This window comes from Paenibacillus sp. FSL W8-0439, from assembly GCF_038008995.1.
Lineage (GTDB): Bacteria > Bacillota > Bacilli > Paenibacillales > Paenibacillaceae > Paenibacillus > Paenibacillus polymyxa.
In genome coordinates, this window is record NZ_JBBPAK010000001.1 from 5699196 (window position 1) to 5718627 (window position 19432).

The 19432-nt window shown below is 43.5% G+C and carries 21 protein-coding genes; 11 read left to right on the top strand and 10 right to left on the bottom strand.

Translation table 11 applies throughout. The features are described from left to right. Window positions 1–289 precede the first annotated feature (289 nt). From MKX36_RS24625 to MKX36_RS24635, 3 genes are all read right to left on the bottom strand, one after another. A complete protein-coding gene (locus MKX36_RS24625; protein WP_016822553.1) occupies window positions 290–799 on the bottom strand; it encodes a hypothetical protein in 510 nt (169 codons plus the stop codon). Window positions 800–999: 200 nt separating this feature from the next. After that, complete coding sequence (locus tag MKX36_RS24630) at window positions 1000–1377, bottom strand: hypothetical protein (RefSeq protein WP_340865982.1); 378 nt, start codon at window positions 1375–1377, stop codon at window positions 1000–1002. Between the two features lie 110 nt (window positions 1378–1487). Next, on the bottom strand, window positions 1488–1673 hold the full coding sequence (locus tag MKX36_RS24635) for a hypothetical protein (RefSeq protein WP_340865984.1): 186 nt from the start codon (window positions 1671–1673) through the stop codon (window positions 1488–1490). 224 nt (window positions 1674–1897) lie between these two features. On the opposite strand from MKX36_RS24635, the gene MKX36_RS24645 reads away from it, so the two are divergent. Continuing rightward, on the top strand, window positions 1898–2776 hold the full coding sequence (locus MKX36_RS24645) for an RCC1 domain-containing protein (RefSeq protein WP_445671825.1): 879 nt from the start codon (window positions 1898–1900) through the stop codon (window positions 2774–2776). A 153-nt stretch (window positions 2777–2929) separates the two neighbouring features. Here the strand turns inward: MKX36_RS24645 and MKX36_RS24650 are convergent, their stop codons facing one another. Next, entirely contained in the window at window positions 2930–3559 is a 630-nt protein-coding gene (locus MKX36_RS24650; RefSeq protein WP_019689016.1) for a YfbR-like 5'-deoxynucleotidase, read from the bottom strand. A 164-nt stretch (window positions 3560–3723) separates the two neighbouring features. Here MKX36_RS24650 and MKX36_RS24655 point away from each other — a divergent pair, with 164 nt between their 5' ends. From MKX36_RS24655 to MKX36_RS24675, 5 genes are all read left to right on the top strand, one after another. After that, entirely contained in the window at window positions 3724–4419 is a 696-nt protein-coding gene (locus MKX36_RS24655) for a response regulator transcription factor (RefSeq protein ID WP_044786679.1), read from the top strand. Further along, entirely contained in the window at window positions 4412–5416 is a 1005-nt protein-coding gene (locus MKX36_RS24660) for a sensor histidine kinase (protein WP_340865986.1), read from the top strand. Before MKX36_RS24655 ends, MKX36_RS24660 begins: the two co-directional genes overlap by 8 nt. A 102-nt stretch (window positions 5417–5518) precedes the next feature. Further along, window positions 5519–6280, top strand: a complete 762-nt coding sequence (locus MKX36_RS24665) for an ABC transporter ATP-binding protein (protein WP_340865987.1) — start codon at window positions 5519–5521, stop codon at window positions 6278–6280. Beyond that, complete coding sequence (locus tag MKX36_RS24670) at window positions 6270–8210, top strand: ABC transporter permease (RefSeq protein WP_257126490.1); 1941 nt, start codon at window positions 6270–6272, stop codon at window positions 8208–8210. The genes MKX36_RS24665 and MKX36_RS24670 overlap by 11 nt, the downstream gene beginning before the upstream one ends. Before the next feature lie 201 nt (window positions 8211–8411). Continuing rightward, window positions 8412–8795, top strand: coding sequence for a hypothetical protein (locus tag MKX36_RS24675; protein WP_019689019.1), 384 nt, complete (start codon window positions 8412–8414; stop codon window positions 8793–8795). 84 nt (window positions 8796–8879) lie between these two features. Here MKX36_RS24675 and MKX36_RS24680 read toward each other — a convergent pair whose 3' ends face one another. The 3 genes from MKX36_RS24680 to MKX36_RS24690 all read right to left on the bottom strand — a co-directional run bounded on the left by MKX36_RS24680 (window position 8880) and on the right by MKX36_RS24690 (window position 11817). Continuing rightward, window positions 8880–9854, bottom strand: coding sequence for an aldo/keto reductase family protein (locus tag MKX36_RS24680; protein ID WP_340865988.1), 975 nt, complete (start codon window positions 9852–9854; stop codon window positions 8880–8882). Window positions 9855–10017: 163 nt separating this feature from the next. Continuing rightward, window positions 10018–10980 (bottom strand): radical SAM protein, encoded by a 963-nt coding sequence (locus tag MKX36_RS24685; protein WP_340865990.1) that lies wholly within the window; start codon window positions 10978–10980, stop codon window positions 10018–10020. A gap of 99 nt (window positions 10981–11079) precedes the next feature. Continuing rightward, window positions 11080–11817, bottom strand: a complete 738-nt coding sequence (locus tag MKX36_RS24690; RefSeq protein WP_025366204.1) for a hypothetical protein — start codon at window positions 11815–11817, stop codon at window positions 11080–11082. Between the two features lie 199 nt (window positions 11818–12016). Between MKX36_RS24690 and MKX36_RS24695 the strand changes: the two genes are divergently transcribed. The 3 genes from MKX36_RS24695 to MKX36_RS24705 all read left to right on the top strand — a co-directional run bounded on the left by MKX36_RS24695 (window position 12017) and on the right by MKX36_RS24705 (window position 14728). Then, the gene (locus MKX36_RS24695; protein ID WP_016822540.1) at window positions 12017–12493 is read left to right on the top strand and encodes a DsrE/DsrF/DrsH-like family protein; all 477 of its coding nucleotides are present in this window, start codon (window positions 12017–12019) and stop codon (window positions 12491–12493) included. 135 nt (window positions 12494–12628) lie between these two features. Further along, complete coding sequence (locus MKX36_RS24700) at window positions 12629–14137, top strand: aminotransferase class V-fold PLP-dependent enzyme (protein WP_045244761.1); 1509 nt, start codon at window positions 12629–12631, stop codon at window positions 14135–14137. 81 nt (window positions 14138–14218) lie between these two features. Further along, window positions 14219–14728, top strand: a complete 510-nt coding sequence (locus MKX36_RS24705; protein WP_016822538.1) for a DUF1036 domain-containing protein — start codon at window positions 14219–14221, stop codon at window positions 14726–14728. 108 nt (window positions 14729–14836) lie between these two features. On the opposite strand, the gene MKX36_RS24710 is transcribed toward MKX36_RS24705, so the two are convergent. Then, window positions 14837–15889: an LLM class flavin-dependent oxidoreductase gene (locus MKX36_RS24710; RefSeq protein ID WP_016822537.1), complete on the bottom strand. Its 1053-nt coding sequence runs from the start codon at window positions 15887–15889 to the stop codon at window positions 14837–14839. Window positions 15890–16139: 250 nt separating this feature from the next. On the opposite strand from MKX36_RS24710, the gene MKX36_RS24715 reads away from it, so the two are divergent. After that, complete coding sequence (locus MKX36_RS24715) at window positions 16140–16895, top strand: AIM24 family protein (protein ID WP_340865994.1); 756 nt, start codon at window positions 16140–16142, stop codon at window positions 16893–16895. Window positions 16896–17015: 120 nt separating this feature from the next. Here MKX36_RS24715 and MKX36_RS24720 read toward each other — a convergent pair whose 3' ends face one another. Together MKX36_RS24720 and MKX36_RS24725 are read right to left on the bottom strand one after the other, a co-directional pair. After that, window positions 17016–17357 carry a zinc ribbon domain-containing protein YjdM gene (locus MKX36_RS24720; protein WP_019689024.1) on the bottom strand — a complete coding sequence of 114 codons (342 nt, stop codon included), beginning with the start codon at window positions 17355–17357 and terminating at the stop codon, window positions 17016–17018. 155 nt (window positions 17358–17512) lie between these two features. Beyond that, a complete protein-coding gene (locus tag MKX36_RS24725; protein WP_340865995.1) occupies window positions 17513–18379 on the bottom strand; it encodes an SDR family oxidoreductase in 867 nt (288 codons plus the stop codon). A gap of 148 nt (window positions 18380–18527) precedes the next feature. On the opposite strand from MKX36_RS24725, the gene MKX36_RS24730 reads away from it, so the two are divergent. Beyond that, window positions 18528–19421 (top strand): diacylglycerol/lipid kinase family protein, encoded by an 894-nt coding sequence (locus MKX36_RS24730; protein WP_016822533.1) that lies wholly within the window; start codon window positions 18528–18530, stop codon window positions 19419–19421. Window positions 19422–19432 lie beyond the last annotated feature (11 nt).

Below are 19432 nucleotides of genomic sequence, written 5' to 3' on the forward strand. Positions count from 1 at the left end.
CGGGAAGATGGATAATGAAATAATGCATGAGGAGTGGAGAGCATATGATGCAGTAGGTAAGCAGTATAACGTACTTGCTATAGAGCGATCGTAGGGCAAAGCAGACTTATGATTCTGGATTACAAAGCTAGATCAGATTCCAGAGGAGCTTATCCTGGTAAGGGAAGTGGTGGATAAACGATACAAAGATCCTAACTGGTCAGTATTGCTCAAATAATATGTAGAGAAAGAAAAGAAGACGTTCTGATTTTATCAGAACGTCTTCTCTTGGGTTGGAATGAGATATGAATCAGTCTATCGAAACAATTTGCCATGATCCACCCTTATCTTTTTCAAAATAAAAGGTATACTGTACATCAGGTGAAGAACCTTCTTCTTTAGTAAGCCGTTTGCCTACTACGGGTACCAATACCCGATCCTTTTCTTTTATAGCTTCGGCAATCCCTGTAAACTTCACTGGATGCTCTAAGAGATAATCGTGACCTGTTCCAATGTCTGGAGCAAGCGCAGCATGAAATTGATTCAAATCGTTTGATACAAAGGCGGCTATAGCCGCTTTGAGTTTGGTTATCATGCCATCCTCAATCAGAGGATCTTTAACTTCATTCCATTTGATCTCGTCCAAGCTATGCTGGACAGCTGATTGACCGGGTTCTTCTTTTACTGCCGATTCTGAGGTTGCTGGCAGTACCGTTTCATTGGTGGATGGACTTGTTGCTTCCTGTTTTCCACAACCAGCAAACACACCTACACTTGCAGCAAGGATAAGAATAGAAATAATTCGAGCAGGTTTATTCATGTTAAATGTACACATCCTTTCTCGTTCTTTGACGAATACAAATGAAGAAAATTACAATAATCTTATAATAATTTACTCTATTTTTTAAATTATGTAAAAAACGAAGGCATCAATCGAATGATACCTTCGTTTATATTCTATTATATACCCTTTTTTAGGGTGAGTAGAGGGCTAGTAAGGCCCTCTACTTGATTATGAGATTACCGCAAGGCAACCATAGAGAAGACTTTACGACTATCGCCTGTTGCCTTAGGGGTTCCCGCTCTCATCTGTGCAGAACCAGAACCATCAAGGAAAATACCATTCACCAGCGTACCGGAACTGACCTTTTCTTTAATGGCAGAACGGAACTGTGCAGCTGAGCATTTCGTGTTTGTAACCACGAGCCATATATTTTTGCCAGTGTTGTATACCAAACCTGCACGCTCTGCATTACCTGTGCGGTTTGGCATATTTTCTTTATCCGCTTGTGCGGCCCATCCGGATTCGTTATTCAATCCCATACTGATCCCACCTTGAGCCCAGTACTGATGGCGATTTACTACAGCAAGACTTGCTGCCGAGCTTACCACTTGCACAGAGAACTCTCCTTCACGAGAATCCCATACCAGTGTGCCGCGAGCATACTTTGCGTTCTCATAACCAGAGCCGTATGACCCTTTGCTACCACCGACTGGAACGTCATTGTTTACTGCAATCGTGAGCAATGCACCTGAAAGAAATCGAAGAAGCTACCATTGATACCATCTGTACTCTGGTTCGCAATCGTGGAACCTCCAGGAAGAGCCTTCATATAAACGCTGTTTGGGGATGTTTTGATTGTGTGCAGGACGACTCCGTTAGATGCTGTAACTTGTGAATATGTGTATGCCATAATTCTTACCACTCCTATTAATTATTTTTTAGTGGAAGAACAATGAGGGGGAATCCATCTTCAGCGCTCCATTCCCTAGCGCTTACTGTGATGCCGTATTGCCTTCTCATATATAAAGGAGTGGAATACGCATTTTTTACAACCAATTTTATAAAAAATATAAATGATTAAACTTTACCACAAGCCGGTGCTCTGCATTCGACCTTGCTCAAAAAGACAGAACCATCTGGTCTTGGGGCTTTGCAGGTCACGGGGAGCTAGGGACAGGAAAGGTAAGGGATTCTGCAAAGGAGCCTGTTATAAACAAGTATATTAATGATGTGAAGGAAGTGAGGGCAGGTGGTCAGTTTACTCTTGCGCTCAAAAATGACGGTACCGTGTGGGCCTACGGGGAAAATAACTTTGGCCAACTCGGCAATGGCACCAAAGGAGCTTCTGCCTCTTCCGTTAAGCCTGTGCAGGTACAGGGTTTGGAGGATATTGTAGCCATTAACGCTGGGGATAGCTTCGGTGCAGCCTTAGACAAAGATAATCAGCTATGGGTATGGGGACGCGGTTATGATGGTGCAATGGGGCAGGATGATAAAGAAGACCAGCCTACCCCTGTTCAATATCGAATTGGTGATATCAAAACCTTTACAGCAGGACCTGACCGCATATATGTATTGACCAATAGCGGAGAAGTATATGCTTCCGGCAACAACTCTTCTGGAAAGCTTGGGGATGGAACTTCTACTTTTAGAAGATCACCCGTATTGATCAATGTTTCCAATGTAAGTAGACTGAAAGCAGGTAAAAGTCAAACTTTTGCACTTAAAAATAATGGAACTCTTTGGGGTTGGGGAACGAATAATGTCGGGCAGGTAGGTGATGGAACCGATGTATTTTCTGTTAAAGTCCCATCCCAAGTTGTAGATGACACCAACACGCCACTAACTGATGTAGTAGCATTCAGTGCAGCAGGAACCCATTCCCATGCGCTGACGGCCGATGGAACGGTCTGGTCCTGGGGATCTAATGGAAATGGTGAGCTTGGTATCGGCAACGTCAAGACCCAATATGCTGCTACGAAAACGAATTTCCCGAATCCATTTTCTAAATAAGCTCCGTTCTCTCCAATTGAATCAGGGCAGGTTCAATCAACTGTCCTGATTGCTTTTTTATTTTCATATAGAACCTGCTTTATTATAAAAAAACTATTGTTATGTATGAACAGAAGCGCTTCGCGGCTTCTGAAAGACGGCGAGAAAATTCATTTACAGAGCTAAGGCCTCTTCCGTGATCTTTTTTATATCAATGGATGAAGGCGTTTCTTCCTTAACCATATCCGGCAGGATATTTTCCAAAAAATACTCAACGCATTTCAAATTAATATTTTTGATTTTTACAAGCGCATTGCGATACATCACAATAAATTCCTTTTCGGTATTCCCCCGCTGAAGCTCGGCAAACGCTTCATACACCTGATCCATTTTATCCGCTACTTCTAAAATTAAGCCTTCAACAGAATCATCTTTACCTTCTCTTAGCTGCTTGCGGAAAATTGCTTTAAAATCCTCGGGAATATTCTCTTCTATAAAATACTCAATCATACCCTCTTCAACTTGCTGGATTAATAACCGTAGTTCCTTGGAGGAATGCTTAACAGGCGTTTTAATGTCTCCAATAAAAATCTCGCCGTAATCGTGACTGCTGGTAATCTCGTATAGCTTTTTCCAATCAATATTGAGGCCGTTCCTCTCTTCGATATCAGCCAGGGTTTTGGCATATTGCACGACTTTCCAGGAATGAGCCGATACACTATGTTCCTCGAATTTAAACTTGCCTGGACAACGAATAATTCTTTCCAACTCATTTAGGGATCGAAAATAGGTGTGAATTCCCATCAATACATCCATCCTTTAACGGTATGAAATAGTAGATATAAACCAACTATAAACCTCAACTATTAACAGCAGATTATCGCAATATCAAGTTGACTCTTTCACATATAGCACATAAACAAATTTTGCTATACACTTTATATAAAAAAGTAAAAGTGGTGAAATCGTTGTTTAAAATCTTGCTGATTGAAGATGATGAAACTTTGTTCCATGAAATAAAGGACAGGTTAACTCAATGGGCCTATGATGTGTACGGCATCCGGGATTTTAGTAAAGTCATTCAAGAATTCACAACGATAAAGCCCGATCTGGTCGTGATTGATATTCAATTGCCGAAATTTGATGGTTTTCATTGGTGTCGAATGATTCGATCCCACTCTAACGTCCCGATTATCTTCTTATCATCGCGGGATCACCCTACGGATATAGTAATGTCAATGCAGCTTGGAGCGGATGATTTTATCCAAAAACCCTTCCATTTTGATGTACTGATTGCAAAATTACAAGCGACACTTCGCCGTGTATATAATTACAATACAGAACCTGTTTCCCTGAAAACATGGCGTGGAGCGACGGTCGATTATGAAAAAAATGTAGTAGCCAATGAGGCTGGCTCCATCGAATTAACCAAGAACGAGATTTTTATTTTGAAGCTGCTGATTGAACAAAAAAATAAAATTGTCGCACGAGAGGAATTAATTAAAAGCCTCTGGGATGATGAACGTTTTGTCAGCGACAATACCCTGACTGTCAACTTGAACCGCCTGCGTAAAAAATTGGACGAGCTGGATTTGGGCTGTTTCATTGAAACAAAAGTGGGGCAAGGCTACATGGCTACAGAAGAGGCACCTGCCTATGATTAAAAAATACCTTACAGAGAGGCGGAGCTGGATTCTACTTTTTGTATGCCAACAAATGCTGATCCTTCTCATTGCTTATGTGGATACGGCAATCCCGTTGATACCGATCCTGTATGTCGTTTTCTTATCTATGTTGGTTTTCCTGGTTTTTTTAATCGTTCGCTATCCCAAGGAAACCAAGTTCTATAGGGCCTTGGAAGAATGGGAGGGGCCTCTCCAATTAACCGGAATGGGCGAACCTGAAAGTCCATTTGAGCGAATCATTGAACACAAAATTGTCCATCAAACCGAACGACTACAACAGATGATCTCGCAAAATCAATTGACTCTGGAACACGAAAAGGATGAGCTGTTATCATGGATTCATGAGGTGAAAACACCTTTAACCGCCATGCATTTGATGATTGAGCGACTGGATGACAAATCTCTTAAGGCTCAGCTAACTTATGAATGGCTGCGAATTCATTTACTGCTGGACCAACAGTTGCATCAGAAGCGCATATCTTTTATTGAAAACGATTTGTACGTCGAGCAAGTAGATTTAAAATCTCTGGTTTTTAAAGAGATCAAAGCATTACAGTCATGGTGCATCCAAAAAGGGATCGGTTTTGACATCCGACTTGAGCACATAGAAGTGCTAAGTGATGCCAAATGGCTAGCTTTTATCATCAGACAGCTCTTAACCAATGCCATCAAATATAGCGATGCCAGTGATATTATCATTCACAGCTATGAACATAAGGATCGAATACAGCTTGAGGTTCAAGACTTTGGGCGTGGGATTGATCCGAAGGATATACCTCGTATTTTCGAGAAAGGTTTTACATCCACGACCCAACATTCCGATCATACTTCAACAGGCATGGGGTTATATTTAACGAAAAAGGCAGCGCAGTCCTTGCTCATACATATAGATGTGCACTCCAAACCGAACACGGGTACTACCTTCACTTTAATTTTCCCCAAACGAAATGATTTCGTAAGTATGATGAGCATGTGACAGAGATGTCACATGCTTTTATGTATTGTTCGCCCAATCAAGGGAAAAGCATCGGCACGATTTTTATAATAAGGCTACAAGAATAATAAGGAGTGCATCGAAGTGAATATTTTAGAAGCCCATAAGATTCACAAAAGCTATGGTAATAAGCTAAATATGCAGGAGGTTTTGAAGGGAATAGATATCGTTATTGAGGAAGGTGAATTTGTCAGTATTATGGGAGCCTCCGGTTCAGGTAAAACCACTCTACTAAATGTCCTTTCCTCCATTGATAAAGTAAGCCACGGTTCCATTAAGATCAATGATATCGAAATGACGAAAATGAAAGAAAAGCAACTGGCTGAATTCCGCAAACAGCATTTAGGCTTTATTTTTCAAGAGTATAATCTGCTGGATACGCTCACCGTGAAGGAGAATATTCTTTTGCCCCTATCTATCACCAAAACGTCTAAAAAAGAGGCCAACCGAAGATTTCAGGAGGTGGCTACAGAGCTGGGGATTTATGAGCTCAAGGACAAGTATCCCAATGAAATTTCGGGTGGACAGAAACAGCGTACATCTGCGGCTAGAGCGTTTATTCATGAGCCTACGATTATTTTTGCCGATGAACCTACGGGTGCGCTTGATTCGAAGTCGGCTTCTGATCTATTAAACAAGCTGGGTCAGCTGAACCAAAAGCGCAAAGCAACTATTATTATGGTCACGCATGATCCTGTTGCAGCCAGCCATTGCAGCCGAGTCATTTTTATGAAGGATGGGCAAATGTATACGCAGCTTCATAAAGGCGTGCAGGAAAGGCAAAGCTTCTTCCAGGATATCATGAAAACCCAAGCAGTCTTAGGCGGGGTCCAATATGAACATTAATCTGCTCATTCTAAAGAATTTGAAAAAAAACCTGAAAAATTATTACCTTTATGTTTTTGCTCTTATTTTCAGTGTTGCGCTCTATTTCGCCTTTGTCACATTACAATACGATCCCTCCATGGACGAAGTGAAGGGCTCTGTTAAAGGTGCAGCTTCTATACGGGCAGCATCCGTCTTACTAGTCGCTATTGTATGCATTTTCCTTTTGTATGCTAATAATATTTTTATAAAAAGACGCAGTAAAGAAATCGGCCTATTTCAACTGATCGGAATGACAAAAAGTAAAATTTTTCGCATTCTAAGTGCTGAAAACTTAATTTTATACTTCGGTTCTCTTTTCGTTGGAATTGGGGTTGGATTTTCTTTTTCCAAATTAGTGATCATGATCTTATTTAAGACGACGGGCGTCGAGGCTATTGCCACTCTATATTTCTCGAACCAAGCACTGACTCAAACACTCATCGTTTTTGTTGTCATCTACTTGCTGATTATGGTCATGAATTACTCTTTTATCAAAAGACAAAGTATTTTGTCTTTGTTTCGAGTGACCTCAACCACCGAAGGGAAAATCAAGAAAATAACGATCTTTGAGATGATTATCGGGATCATTGGCGTCTCACTCATCGCGTTAGGTTACTATGTTTCCTCCAGATTATTTGGTGGAGACTTTACATCCCTAAATGAACTATTTATGGCGATGGTATTTATTTTGGGCTCTGTCATCATCGGAACATTTCTCTTTTATAAAGGGTCCATCCGCTTTATTTCCAATATCATCAGAAAAAGTAAAGGCGGCTACTTAAACATTCATGAGGTGCTGTCCCTCTCATCCATTATGTTCCGCATGAAATCCAATGCTTTGTTGTTAACCATTATTACGACAGTATCGGCACTTGCTATCGGTTTACTATCCTTAAGCTATATCGCCTATTATTCTGCGGATCAAGCAGCTGAGGATAATGTCCCATCCCATTTTGCCATGACGAATGTGCCGGATGCGGAGAAATTCAAAGCGTTACTTCATGAGCATGATATACAGTATCGAGAAAAGAAAATTGAAGTGATTCAAGTCAGTGTGAAGACAGCGCAAATTATGGAGACTCCTATGGAACAATTAAATAAGGGTGCGGATTTCACGACACTGCCTGTCGTAAGCGACCGATCTGTGGAGGATACGGATGTATCTCCAGGCCAAACGGTTTTAACGGGCTATAATGATATGTTACAGAAATTCATGTCCTTGAAAGACTTTGGACCCTTGGATTTGAAGGGGAAAACAGAAGTCATACCTCAACAATATGTGGGTCTAAAAAAGGATTATGTGATTCCCTACTATTTTGCAGCTGGGGGAGTACCCACTGTCATTGTAGACGAAACCATTTTTGAGCGGTTAAAGAAAGATGTAAATCCAGAGATCCAAAAGAAGTCCTCCTTATATATTGGAATTGATATGCTAAACTCAGCGCAGATTGAAGAAGCCGATCGCCTCTTTGCAGCTGCGAATTTTAATGATCAACAAACATCACAGCTTGAAATGAGCAGTAATCAGAAGAGAAATATGGGAGTGATCATGTTTGTCGTTGGCTTTTTGGGACTCACCTTTCTCATTACATCAGGCTGCATCCTTTATTTTAAGCAAATGGATGAGAGCGAAGACGAAAAGGCCAATTATACTGTATTGAGAAAGTTAGGCTTCACCCAAAGTGACCTGCTGCGAGGCATTAAAATAAAACAACTCTTTAACTTCGGCATTCCGTTAGTGATCGGCCTATCACACAGCTATTTCGCCGTCCAATCCGGCTGGTTCTTGTTTGGGACCGAAGTTTGGATGCCTATGATCATCGTGATGGTGCTATACACCGCCTTATATTCCATCTTTGGAGTGCTATCCATTCTGTATTATAAAAAGGTCATTAAATCAGCATTATAACTGGCAAAAAATCAAAAAATGCCCTCAGCACAAGTGCCGGGGGCTTTTCCAAATATTTGAGCATTTTTGTTCCTGCATGTACAATAAAATAACTATTATCGTAACCCCAAGGGGGGGGAGCTTATTTTATTATTAATCATCAATGGCATCGGCATCATAGCGAATATTATACTGGGTTCCTTTATAGGCGTAGCTATTTTTATGGGAATCGTTTTTCTCCTGATTGGCTTGCCTGAGTTTAAAAAATCGCCAAAACTTACGAAAAAGGCCAAAAAAGATATCGCCTATATTATGTCAACACTATTAACTCTTCTTATATTCGTAGTTATTGTTTCTTGGAATATTCATACTTCAGGTGACCTGTTTCTTGAAGGTCCGCTAACACCGCAAATGAAGCTTCACTGGGGGCAAAAGGTTTTGATACTAGGGTTACTGGAGGGCCTATGGGCTGTTATCACCCTAAAATGGCTGTTGCCCATCTTTTTTGATCCCCTGGATCTCAGCAAGAAGCAAATCCTTGTTTTAGTGAGCGGAATTGCATTTAGTGTGGTTTCAGGCATCTATGCCATGCTTGATGCCAGTTAAAAAGTCTCGCCCTTCTCTGTTACGGACAGGAAGAGCGAGACTTTGTTATTGATGGCTTCCCTCAATAGAGGCTCGTGTGAATGCTTAGCGCAAAGGCTCAAAACCCTCTGCTTGCTTCAGAATCTGCTCAATTTGCGCGCAGGTCTCCGGTTGCAAAGTCACCTCGACTGCCTTCACATTTTCCTCGATCTGTGCCGGTTTAGTAGCCCCAATCAGTGCAGCGCTGATCCCCGGTTCTCTCAGAATCCAGGCAAGCGCGAGTTGTGACAAGGTGATACCCAAGTCCTTCGCCAGCTGATCCAGCTCCTGAACGCAGTTGAGAACAGTATCGTTCATATAACTGCTGATGACATTATTGACAGAGGCATCAGCCCCGCGGCTACCCGTCGGTATAGGCTGTCCCGGCTTGTATTTACCTGTGAGGACGCCTTGGGCCAGAGGTGAAAATACAATTTGGCCGATGCCTACCTGACCGGATACGGGAAGTACCTCATGCTCGATATAACGCTCGAACATATTATAGATCGGCTGATTGGCAATCAGCGGGCGCAGATTCAGCCGTTTTCCAATACCATAGGCATCCGTGAGCTGGGCAGCACTCCATTCACTAACCGCAGCATACAGGATCTTGCCTTGAGCTTGAAGATCATCAAGCGCCCGCAGTGTCTCTTCCAATGGAGTGTCTGGATCATAACGATGGCAGAAGTACATGTCGATATAATCTGTGCCGAGGCGCTTCAAACTCGCCTCACATTGCTCCATAATGTGCTTGCGTGACAGTCCTCTGTCATTGGGACCAGAATCCATAGGAAAGAAAACCTTGGTAGAAAGCACATAGCTCTCTCTTCGATAAGGCTTCAAAGCGGCTCCCATAGCCTTCTCGCCTTCTCCACGGTTATACGCGTTCGCGGTATCAAAGAAATTGATTCCAAGTTCAAAGGCTTTGGCAATACAGGTATGAGCTGCTTCCTGCTCGGCGGCTGTACCGTACGTTAACCAGCTCCCCAGTCCGATTTCACTAATTTTAAGACCGCTATTGCCTACATTTCTATATCTCATATCTACTCCTTCTTTCCTAAGAAGCTCGCATTTTTATATATTTTAGCATGTAAACCCTTTCATTAAAACAAATAATAAAGGACTCATGGAGTTACATGAAGGACATCTACCACCCCGACTGCTAGGGTGGTAGATGCTGTAGTCTCATAATCTCAAATCATGTCTACTTGCTTCCTACAGGAAAAAGCGCATCATATGCAGGACAAGGCAGTTTGTCGAGAAACTCCTGAAGCTGCTTCGGTTTATTTTTGTAAATATCCTTTAGGGACGTTCCGTTATAAATATTACCGATGACCACAGGATGACAAAGTTCACAGATCAGAATATCCCCGTTCCCGTGAAGATGAAGCTGCTTCTTACCATCAACACAGTTGGAAAAATATACACCTGGCTCTTCCTTGAAGCCCAGCTCCTCAGCAAAACGGTCCATACAGGTGAAATACAGCACGGTATCGTCTTTCTTGTGTGCAATCAGGTCATGAACGGAACGGACAAGTGCTTCCTTGGTGGAGATCGCGTTCCAATTCGTATGATCCATCACAATGCTGTTTTGGATTTCGTGGATACGCACACCGAGTTCGTATACTTTTTCACTGATTGCTGGCATATTGTTCTGTGTCTCTGCAAATAGCAAAGTTTCCAGCACCGTTTCCAACTTGGCTTCGGTACACAACCGAATATTTTGAACGATTTTCTCATACATGCGAGGGTGAACATGATAATACTGTGCATATTTATCGGCATCCGTAAAGTTGAAGGAGATATGAATGTTGGAAAGCCCCGCGTCACGCAGCTTCTCAATTCGTTCAGGGCTGAGCAAGCTGGCATTGGTATTGAGCTGGGTAGCGATTCCTTTGCTCGAACAGTGAGCCACAATATCCAGACAGTCCTCATACTTCAAGGTCACTTCTCCCCCGGACAGTCGCACACGTTTTAACGTTGGAATATCATCAATGATACTTTTGACCTCTTTACTGCTAATGCATTGTCCGTCGTTCCGCTGATATGCGCAGCAGTAATCACACTTGAAGTTGCAATTAGAGGTGACCCCGACTTCCAGTCCCTCTAGCTCATAAATGCCCGGCTTCTCCAGCTCAAGTGCTTTATATTTGTTCTCTATACTCACTTTCTTATTGTCCTCCCGATCTCAGGCTTGTGTCTTGAATTCCCTTGAGATTATACAGAATGGGAGCGGTTTGTAGATATGACATTGGTAACGGCGAGCTTACTTTACCGGAGTAAGAAATTCTTTATCTATATACTTATAAGTCTCAAATAAACCTTGAGAGCCATAAGGCACATCTAATTCATGTCCATCTAAAGTAATATAGGATTGCCCTGTTACAGCTAACTCCTGATGAAAGGGATCTATCTTTTTAATGTTTTCTACATTTGTAAATGAAAAAACCCATATCTCAGCATTCGTAGCTAAGTCACCCGCTGCAATGACTAATTCGTTGGTTCCATCATGATCAAAATCGTAAACGCTCGCTTGAAGCCTATAGCCTGCTTTCAATTCACCAAACTCGTCAAAGGCTTCCGATTCTCCAGTTGAAGACAAGTCGAGTGGCCAACCTGTAGACTCGGAAGGGAATACCACCAATGTTTTCACTCCGTTAGGATGATCCATCCCTAATACGAGTTCAGCCTTAGTTGCCCCCATTTGAAGGGGTAACTCCACATCAGGTTGGCCTGACGTCCAATCTGCATGAACTAATGAATTCCCCTCTTCTGAACGTATTATAGCTTTTTCTTTAGATACGACCACTTTCATAGATTGGCCTGCATCAGTTGTATTTTCCTTCTTCTCTTCAGAATTTATCGGTTGCTCGGAGGACATATTTTTGGAGATTGAGGCTTTTGAAAATGAATCCGTATTCTTCTCTTGATGGGTTCCACATGCTGTCACAATCAGCAATAAAAACAAAAACATTATAGACGATGTTTTTCTCATAAATTTCAAAACCCGTTCCTTCCTCATTTGTTCTTATATTCCATAAACAATGGTGCTATGTAATTTCCATAGATAATAATAACATATATTGAATAGTGCTCTTGAATCCGACACATCTCCTACAATTGTGATCAATATGTGAACTGGGCATAGTTCTCCTTTCCAAATCCATACTGAATATATCTGTTGGTAATGGAGGCGGAAGATCGTGGACAAAAGGATGAATCTGCTTATGTTCAGCGGCGATTATGATAAAGCTATGGCTGGACTGATTTTGGCCAATACAGCTCGGGAGCTGGATGTCGAGGTTACGATGTTTTTTGCATTCTGGGGATTATCATTGGTTCGTGATCCCGATAAAATGACGCTTGAGGACAAGACCATTTACGAGAAACTTATGGATCTGGTGACTCCCAAGGGGCCTGAAGCTTTACCGCTATCCCATATGAATTTTAGCGGTCTGGGCAAGCTGATGCTGACGGAAATGCTGGAAGACAATGAGGCACCGAAGCTGATCCATTTCCTGAAAGGAGCCCGGAAGAAAAACGTCAAATTTTATGCCTGCAAGCTATCGGTGGATATTATGGGTTTTAAACCGGAAGAATTCATCCCTGAACTGGAAATTATCGAGGCAAAAACGTATCTAAAAGATGCGCTTGAGTCGGATATGCAGCTTTTTATCTAATATATCCTCATGCCTTATCCTGCTATTGGATGAGGCTTTTTATTTTGACTAAATGATGACATTCGCCTATTTTTTTTAACCTATTCCAGCCTCCCTACGTACCCTAAGAAGATAGAACGACTTGGGAGGCGCCGTATGCTCATGGCTCGAATCGGAAGTAGTAACTGTAGGTATCAGCCTTCTAACGAGGCTTATTTCCAAAAGTATCGCGAAAATACAATCGGTTATCACCAGACCTTTGAATCTCCATATGGGCTTAAAAAGCTGATTTATGCGGATTGGGCAGCCAGCGGTCGTTTGTATGGCCCCATCGAGTCGAAAATAGTTCATGAATTAGGTCCATTTGTGGCGAACACGCATACGGAGTCTAATTTGACAGGTACTCTAATGACCCAAGCCTATGAAAAAGCAAAACAAATCATTAAGAACCACGTTCATGCCAATGAACATGATATCATTCTATTCGCCGGGTCCGGGATGACAGGTGCGGTGAATAAACTTCAGCGACTATTAGGATTGAAAATACATGAAAAATTAAAGCACCTCTACCCCATCGCTGAAAAAGACCGTCCCGTTATTTTTGTTACACACATGGAGCATCATTCCAATCATATTTCCTGGGCAGAAACCATTGGAGACGTTGTGTGTCTTCCTCCAGGTCCTGGAGGAATGGTCGATCCAGCTCATCTCGAACAACTGCTGCTTCAATTTCGGCATCGCCCGATCAAGATTGGCGCTTTTACCGCCTGCTCCAATGTTACAGGGTTTGAAGTGCCGATTCACCAGCTATCCCGCAAAATGCATGAACATGGCGGCGTATGTTTCGTTGATTTTTCGGCAAGCGCACCTTATGCGGAGATCGACATGCACCCTACAGATCCCCTTGAGAAACTGGACGGAATTGTATTTTCCCCTCACAAATTCCTTGGTGGCCCCGGTACAAGCGGCGTTCTCATTATGGATTCGCGGCTGTGCCTCCATTGTGCTCCCGATCAACCCGGGGGCGGTACGGTGAGTTGGACCAATCCTTGGGGTGGATACGAGTATAAGGATAGTATTGAAGCACGCGAGGATGGAGGGACCCCTCCTTTTCTACAGGCTGTTCGAACCGCGCTCTGTATTCAGCTGAAGGAACAAATGGGATACAGCCGCATGTTGGAGCGTAAAAAGGAGCTGACCTCATTATTGCTAAAAGGCTTGGGCACCATACCAGGTCTGCATATTTTGGGAGGAAACAGCCAAGATCGGCTGGGAATCGTTTCTTTCGTTGTCGGTCATATTCACTATAACCTGATTGTAAAACTACTAAATGATCGATTTGGCATTCAGGTCCGAGGCGGCTGTTCATGTGCAGGCCCCTATGGACATTATTTGCTGGGCATCGACCAGCAAGCATCTAAGCAAATGACAGACCTGATTCATGAGGGAGACTTATCTCGAAAGCCGGGCTGGGTGCGTCTGTCGCTTCATCCCATGATGACCAATCAGGAAGTCTCCTATATTGTCTCTTCCATACGGGCTATCGTGGAAAACATCATAACCTGGCAAAAAGATTATACCTATCAACCGGAATCAAACGAATGGCGATCTATGAATGAACATCACAAAATAGACATCAGCAAATGGTTCAACTTTAGCAATTAAAAGACTCTTGTCCGTTTCCTTCTTTCAAAATACTCATAAGCTACACTGTAAGATTACTATATGAGGAAAGAAGGGGCGACAATGGGTGTCAATTTTCGCAACAGCACCAATGCGGCTATCTTTCTAGTTTTTGCCTATCCGGACTTCAGCTGTACTCCTGTTAACTACTCTAAAGCAGGCTGGTTTCGTGTGAACCCCGGTCAAACGATTCAAGTATGGAGCGGCTTCGCCGGAGGTAATACGTTTTTCTATTATGCCGAGGATGACTTTGGACGTACATGGCGAGGTTCATACTTCACTCAAGTTCCTGAAAATGCCTTCGATTGGTGCTGGGATACAGGCTGTACCACTTGTAGAAACGTGGGACTGCGGAGAATTGCGGTTAGCCCGTTCGTCTTGAACTATACTATCGACTTTATAACAAGCAGCAGTCAAAGAAAACCTGCATCAACCACACTCCGCATGACGCTGCCTTCCAAAGCAACTCAAGAGAAACCTATCTTGCGCAGAGTTCCTGCAAAACCTAAGAGACTAAAACAAGGAAAGCCTCTCCTGCAAAGACGCATCACGCATAAAAAACGGACTAAATAAACAATGATCTGATTGGCCCCACCTGTACAGATTATTTAGAACCAAAAAAGGAGCGACCTCCTCACATGGTCTGCTCCTTTATCTTTCTCTATACTGAGGTCAATCCGCCTATTTGTTCTCGGATTCCCACTTTGATATCTCTTCACGCACCCGTGGCGCTACCTCTGTTCCCAATAATTCAATAGCTCTCATGACATCATCATGCGGCATCGTGCCGACGGGCACATGCAATAGAAACCGTGTAATGCCTACCTGTTTACGGAGGTGAATGATTTTCTTGGCTACCGTATCAGGATCGCCCACATATAATGCTCCTTCAAAGCTGCGCGCGGCATCGAAGCTGGAACGAGTATAAGGACCCCAACCACGTTCACGCCCAAGCACATTCATGCTCTGCTGAGTGGAAGGGAAAAACTTATCCGCTGCAAGCTCGGTAGTCTCCGCGATAAAACCATGCGAGTGGGATGCAACTGGAAGCAGCGATGCATCATGACCTGCATGTTTAGCTGCCTTTTTGTACAACTCCACCAAGGGTGCAAACTGCATAGGGCTGCCTCCAATAATGGCAAGCACCAACGGCAATCCAAGCAAGCCCGCACGAACCACTGATTCCTGATTGCCTCCACTCCCAATCCATACAGGCAAAGGATTTTGCACCGGACGCGGGTACACGCCCAAATTGTTGATTGCGGACCGATGTCCGCCTTTCCAGGTCACTTTTTCGGATTCACGTATTTTCAATAACAGCTCCAGCTTTTCATCAAACAACTCATCGTAGTTATCCAGGTCATATCCAAACAACGGGAACGATTCGATAAAAGAACCTCGGCCTGCCATAATCTCAGCTCGTCCATTCGAAATACTGTCCAGCGTAGCAAAGTCCTGAAATACACGCACCGGATCATCCGATGAAAGCACCGTAACCGCACTGGTTAGGCGAATTCGTCGGGTTTGTGCCGCAGCAGCAGCCAGTATAACAGCCGGAGCAGATGCCGCATAATCTTTACGATGATGCTCTCCCACGCCGTACACATCCAGTCCTACCTGATCAGCAAGTACAATTTCCTCGACCACTTCACGTATCCGTTGTGCGTGACTGATGACCTCACCGGTTTGGGGATCCGGTGTTGTTTCTACAAACGTGCTTATACCTATCTCCACTTATGCTACCCCCTATTGTATGTTTCATTTTTATTCGGCTGCTTCCAAAGTAAATCATTTTAAAAACCGATATCTTTATATTGAACCTTTTTCGTATCTTTTTCAAGCTCTCCTTTTCTGAGTCTGAAAATCAGGCGAGAGAAGTGCCGAGATCCACGCAGGAAAAGCAGTCTCTTTGTCGAATTTATGGTATGGAATAAATAAGATTTCCATCCCCACACCATGAAAACAACAAGGAGGCACATACATTATGGCTTTTGTCATTAATAATTTAAAGGATAACAGCAATGTTGCCATCACTGACCAATTAGGTGGATTTACGGTACTGGAATACATAACAGATTTGAGTTGCACCTCGGTTGCAGCTGCAAAAGACAATTACTATATGAGCAAAAGTAACATGCGCCGCAAGCAGCTCATGATCGAAATCAATAATAGTGAGATTATGATGAGGGCAGGTGCCATGCAATATACTGTAGGCAGCATGGAAATGACTACTGGTGTAAAAGGCGTCGGAGGCTTAATGCGAAACTTGGTATCCGGTGCTGTAACGGGGACAGGTGCTATTAAACCGCATTATAAAGGCACGGGGACCATTATGCTGGAGCCTACCTACCAATATATTTGGCTCATTGATGTGGATAATGATGACATTGCCATCGAAGACGGATTGTTTTTAGCTTGCGACACCACGCTTAACATATCCGTCGTTGCACGCAGTAATCTTTCTTCTGCTGCACTGGGCGGAGAAGGGTTATTTAATTTAAGCGCCCGTGGAAAAGGAGTGCTGGCACTTCAAGCGCCGATCCCTTCTGATGAAGCGGTCGTTATAGAATTGCAAAATGATGTGCTCAAGGTGGATGGCAACTTTGCCCTTATGTGGTCCAACACCCTACAGTTCACCGTCGAAAAATCGGGAAAAACCAAAATGGGCTCGGCCGCTTCCGGCGAAGGGCTGGTTAATGTATACAGGGGAACCGGAACCGTATGGCTAGCACCACTATGACATCTATTTGGGCATGAGCATTGGAAGCCCAAAGATGCCAAATGCTAGTAAAAAAGGAGAAGCCTCGGCTTCTCCTTTTTTTAATCCTCATGGAACTGAATAGTTTCTCTGCTGTACACTTTAATTCTTTTTGACAAACTCCGATTTTAGCTTCATTGCTCCAAAACCATCGATTTTGCAATCAATATCGTGATCGCCTTCCACCAAACGGATGTTTTTTACTTTGGTGCCGATTTTCAAGACGGAAGAGCTTCCCTTCACTTTAAGGTCTTTAATGACCGTCACAGAGTCACCATCCTTCAGAATGTTACCATTCGCATCTTTGACGACTTTTACATCTTCACTGCTTACGGATTCTGACTCGGCAGACCACTCATGAGCGCATTCCGGGCAAATGAACAGACTGCGGTCCTCATAGGTGTACTCTGAATTACACTCAGGACAGTTTGGCAAATTAGACATGGTATTATGTACTCCATTCATATATTATTTCTATTCCAAGCCTACCTTGGAGTTCCCTACAAGTATATTGGATAATCAGTCGCGGTTCCACTTATGAATGTAACTAAACAGATGCTAACCTTCCTAGGTAGCATCCGTTTTTGACAGTACGGTTATTATGCTTGAATTTGCTTGACTAGTTCACTAATCCCTTGGTTAAGCGGTGTAAGGGGACGCTTCAACAGCTTCTCTAAATCGTTGCTTGCGACATCCAAGGCTCCTTCGCGAATTGCCTGTTGAATGCCTACCACAATAGGGATGGCACCTTCCGGTACTCCCGCACCGAGCATAATCTCGGCATACGCAGCATCGTCCACTTGCTGTACAGGAACGTCTTTACCTAGGACCTCGGCAAGTATGGCTGCCAACTCTTCTTGGGTAATCGGCTTACCGGAGAGCTCGTATATGGTATTCTCATGCCCTTCGCCAGACAACACGGCTGCAGCCGCTTCCGCGTAATCAGCACGGGTTGCCCAGCCTACTTTACCGGACCCTGCCGAGGTTAGCCATGGAGCTCCCGCGAGTACGGATTGGATCGTGCCTGCTTCATTCTCAAGATACCAATTATTACGCAAGAAGGAATAAGGAATACCCGACTCACGTATGAACTCCTCCGTAATACGATGTACAGGTGCAAGGAATAGAGTGCTGTCAGCGGCATTGGCAGCACTGGTATACGCGATGAAGCCCACTCCCGCATGCACAGCAGCATCAACAGCCGCTTTATGCTGACGAATTCTAGTATCATTATCTCCGTCTGCGGATATAATCAACAGTCGGTCTACACCAGCAAATGCCTGATCCAGCGTTTCCGGCTTATCAAAATCGCCATGACGAACGTCAACGCCACGATTACGTAACCCCTCGGCTTTTTCCGGATTTCTTACGCTAACAATAAGATCTTGTGCCGGAACGGATGCAAGCAATGTATCTACCACAATGGCCCCCAGCTGCCCCGTTGCTCCTGTTAATGCGATTTTCATACGAAATCCTCCATTCATATTTTTATTTACTTTTATATAGTAACTAAAAATATGATACATGTCTAATTTAGAGTCTAAAGGTATGCTTTACGGGTAAGGGTTGGTAACCCTGGTAACCCAGACCTTCCACAAAGAGAGGAATATGTGTATGAAGAAAGCTATGGTCATTGTAAATCCCTCTTCCGGCAAAGAGGAGTCCCTCCAACATGTCAGAAACGTAGAAGAAATTCTACGTGAGCAAGGATACGCTGTTACAGTCGAAGAGACGGCACAAGAACTTGATGCCACCCGTTTTTGCGTCACTGCTTGTCAGGAAACTTATGATCTAGTCGTTTCCCTCGGTGGAGATGGCACGCTCCACGAAACCATTAATGGTTTCATGGATCAAGACCATCGTCCAAAACTGGGGGTCATCCCTCTTGGGACGGTCAATGATTTTGCCCGTGCCTTACAAATTCCGCTAAGTCCCGAACTGGCGATCCGTACACTCACTTCTGCTCGCGTGAAAGCCGTAGATATGGGCCTCTTAAACGGTCAAATGTTTGCTAATGTTGTTGCCACTGGCTCGCTTGCCGAATCGCTATCCGCTGTGTCGTCAGACGATAAATCCATGTTTGGCACATTTGCCTACATTAAAGAAGGTATGAAAGAACTGATCAACCATCCTGCCCATCCGCTTATCGTTCGCTATGATGACAAGACTTGGGAAGGCGAATCCCCACTCTTTCTTGCTGCTTTAACCAACTCAGTTGGCGGATTTGAGAAACTGGTGCCCGGGGCAGCAGTTGATGATGGCCTGCTTCACTGCTTTATTTTCAAAAACCTCAATATATTGAATACGGTGACAGCCAGTATATCCTTATTTTTAGGCAACTTGAAGGATCATAAAGACGTCGTTTACTTTACCGCAAAGCATGTAAGTGTCAGCTCCGCAGAATCGGTCAGTACGAATGTAGATGGTGAGGAAGGACCGTCTTTGCCTATTGAGGTTCGTATTCTACCGCGTCATATCGAGGTGATTGTGCCTGAGGAGTCTGAGTAATACGGTGCTTA

Coding starts and splice junctions, on each gene's coding strand:
- MKX36_RS24660 (WP_340865986.1), top strand. CDS start 4,412: ATGATTAAAAAATACCTTACAGAGAGGCGGAGCTGGATTCTACTTTTT.
- MKX36_RS24680 (WP_340865988.1), bottom strand. CDS start 9,854: ATGAGATATAGAAATGTAGGCAATAGCGGTCTTAAAATTAGTGAAATC.
- MKX36_RS24715 (WP_340865994.1), top strand. CDS start 16,140: ATGGCTTTTGTCATTAATAATTTAAAGGATAACAGCAATGTTGCCATC.
- MKX36_RS24650 (WP_019689016.1), bottom strand. CDS start 3,559: ATGGGAATTCACACCTATTTTCGATCCCTAAATGAGTTGGAAAGAATT.
- MKX36_RS24675 (WP_019689019.1), top strand. CDS start 8,412: ATGGGAATCGTTTTTCTCCTGATTGGCTTGCCTGAGTTTAAAAAATCG.
- MKX36_RS24720 (WP_019689024.1), bottom strand. CDS start 17,357: ATGTCTAATTTGCCAAACTGTCCTGAGTGTAATTCAGAGTACACCTAT.
- MKX36_RS24730 (WP_016822533.1), top strand. CDS start 18,528: ATGAAGAAAGCTATGGTCATTGTAAATCCCTCTTCCGGCAAAGAGGAG.
- MKX36_RS24635 (WP_340865984.1), bottom strand. CDS start 1,673: ATGGCATACACATATTCACAAGTTACAGCATCTAACGGAGTCGTCCTG.
- MKX36_RS24670 (WP_257126490.1), top strand. CDS start 6,270: ATGAACATTAATCTGCTCATTCTAAAGAATTTGAAAAAAAACCTGAAA.
- MKX36_RS24700 (WP_045244761.1), top strand. CDS start 12,629: ATGCTCATGGCTCGAATCGGAAGTAGTAACTGTAGGTATCAGCCTTCT.
- MKX36_RS24725 (WP_340865995.1), bottom strand. CDS start 18,379: ATGAAAATCGCATTAACAGGAGCAACGGGGCAGCTGGGGGCCATTGTG.
- MKX36_RS24625 (WP_016822553.1), bottom strand. CDS start 799: ATGAATAAACCTGCTCGAATTATTTCTATTCTTATCCTTGCTGCAAGT.
- MKX36_RS24705 (WP_016822538.1), top strand. CDS start 14,219: ATGGGTGTCAATTTTCGCAACAGCACCAATGCGGCTATCTTTCTAGTT.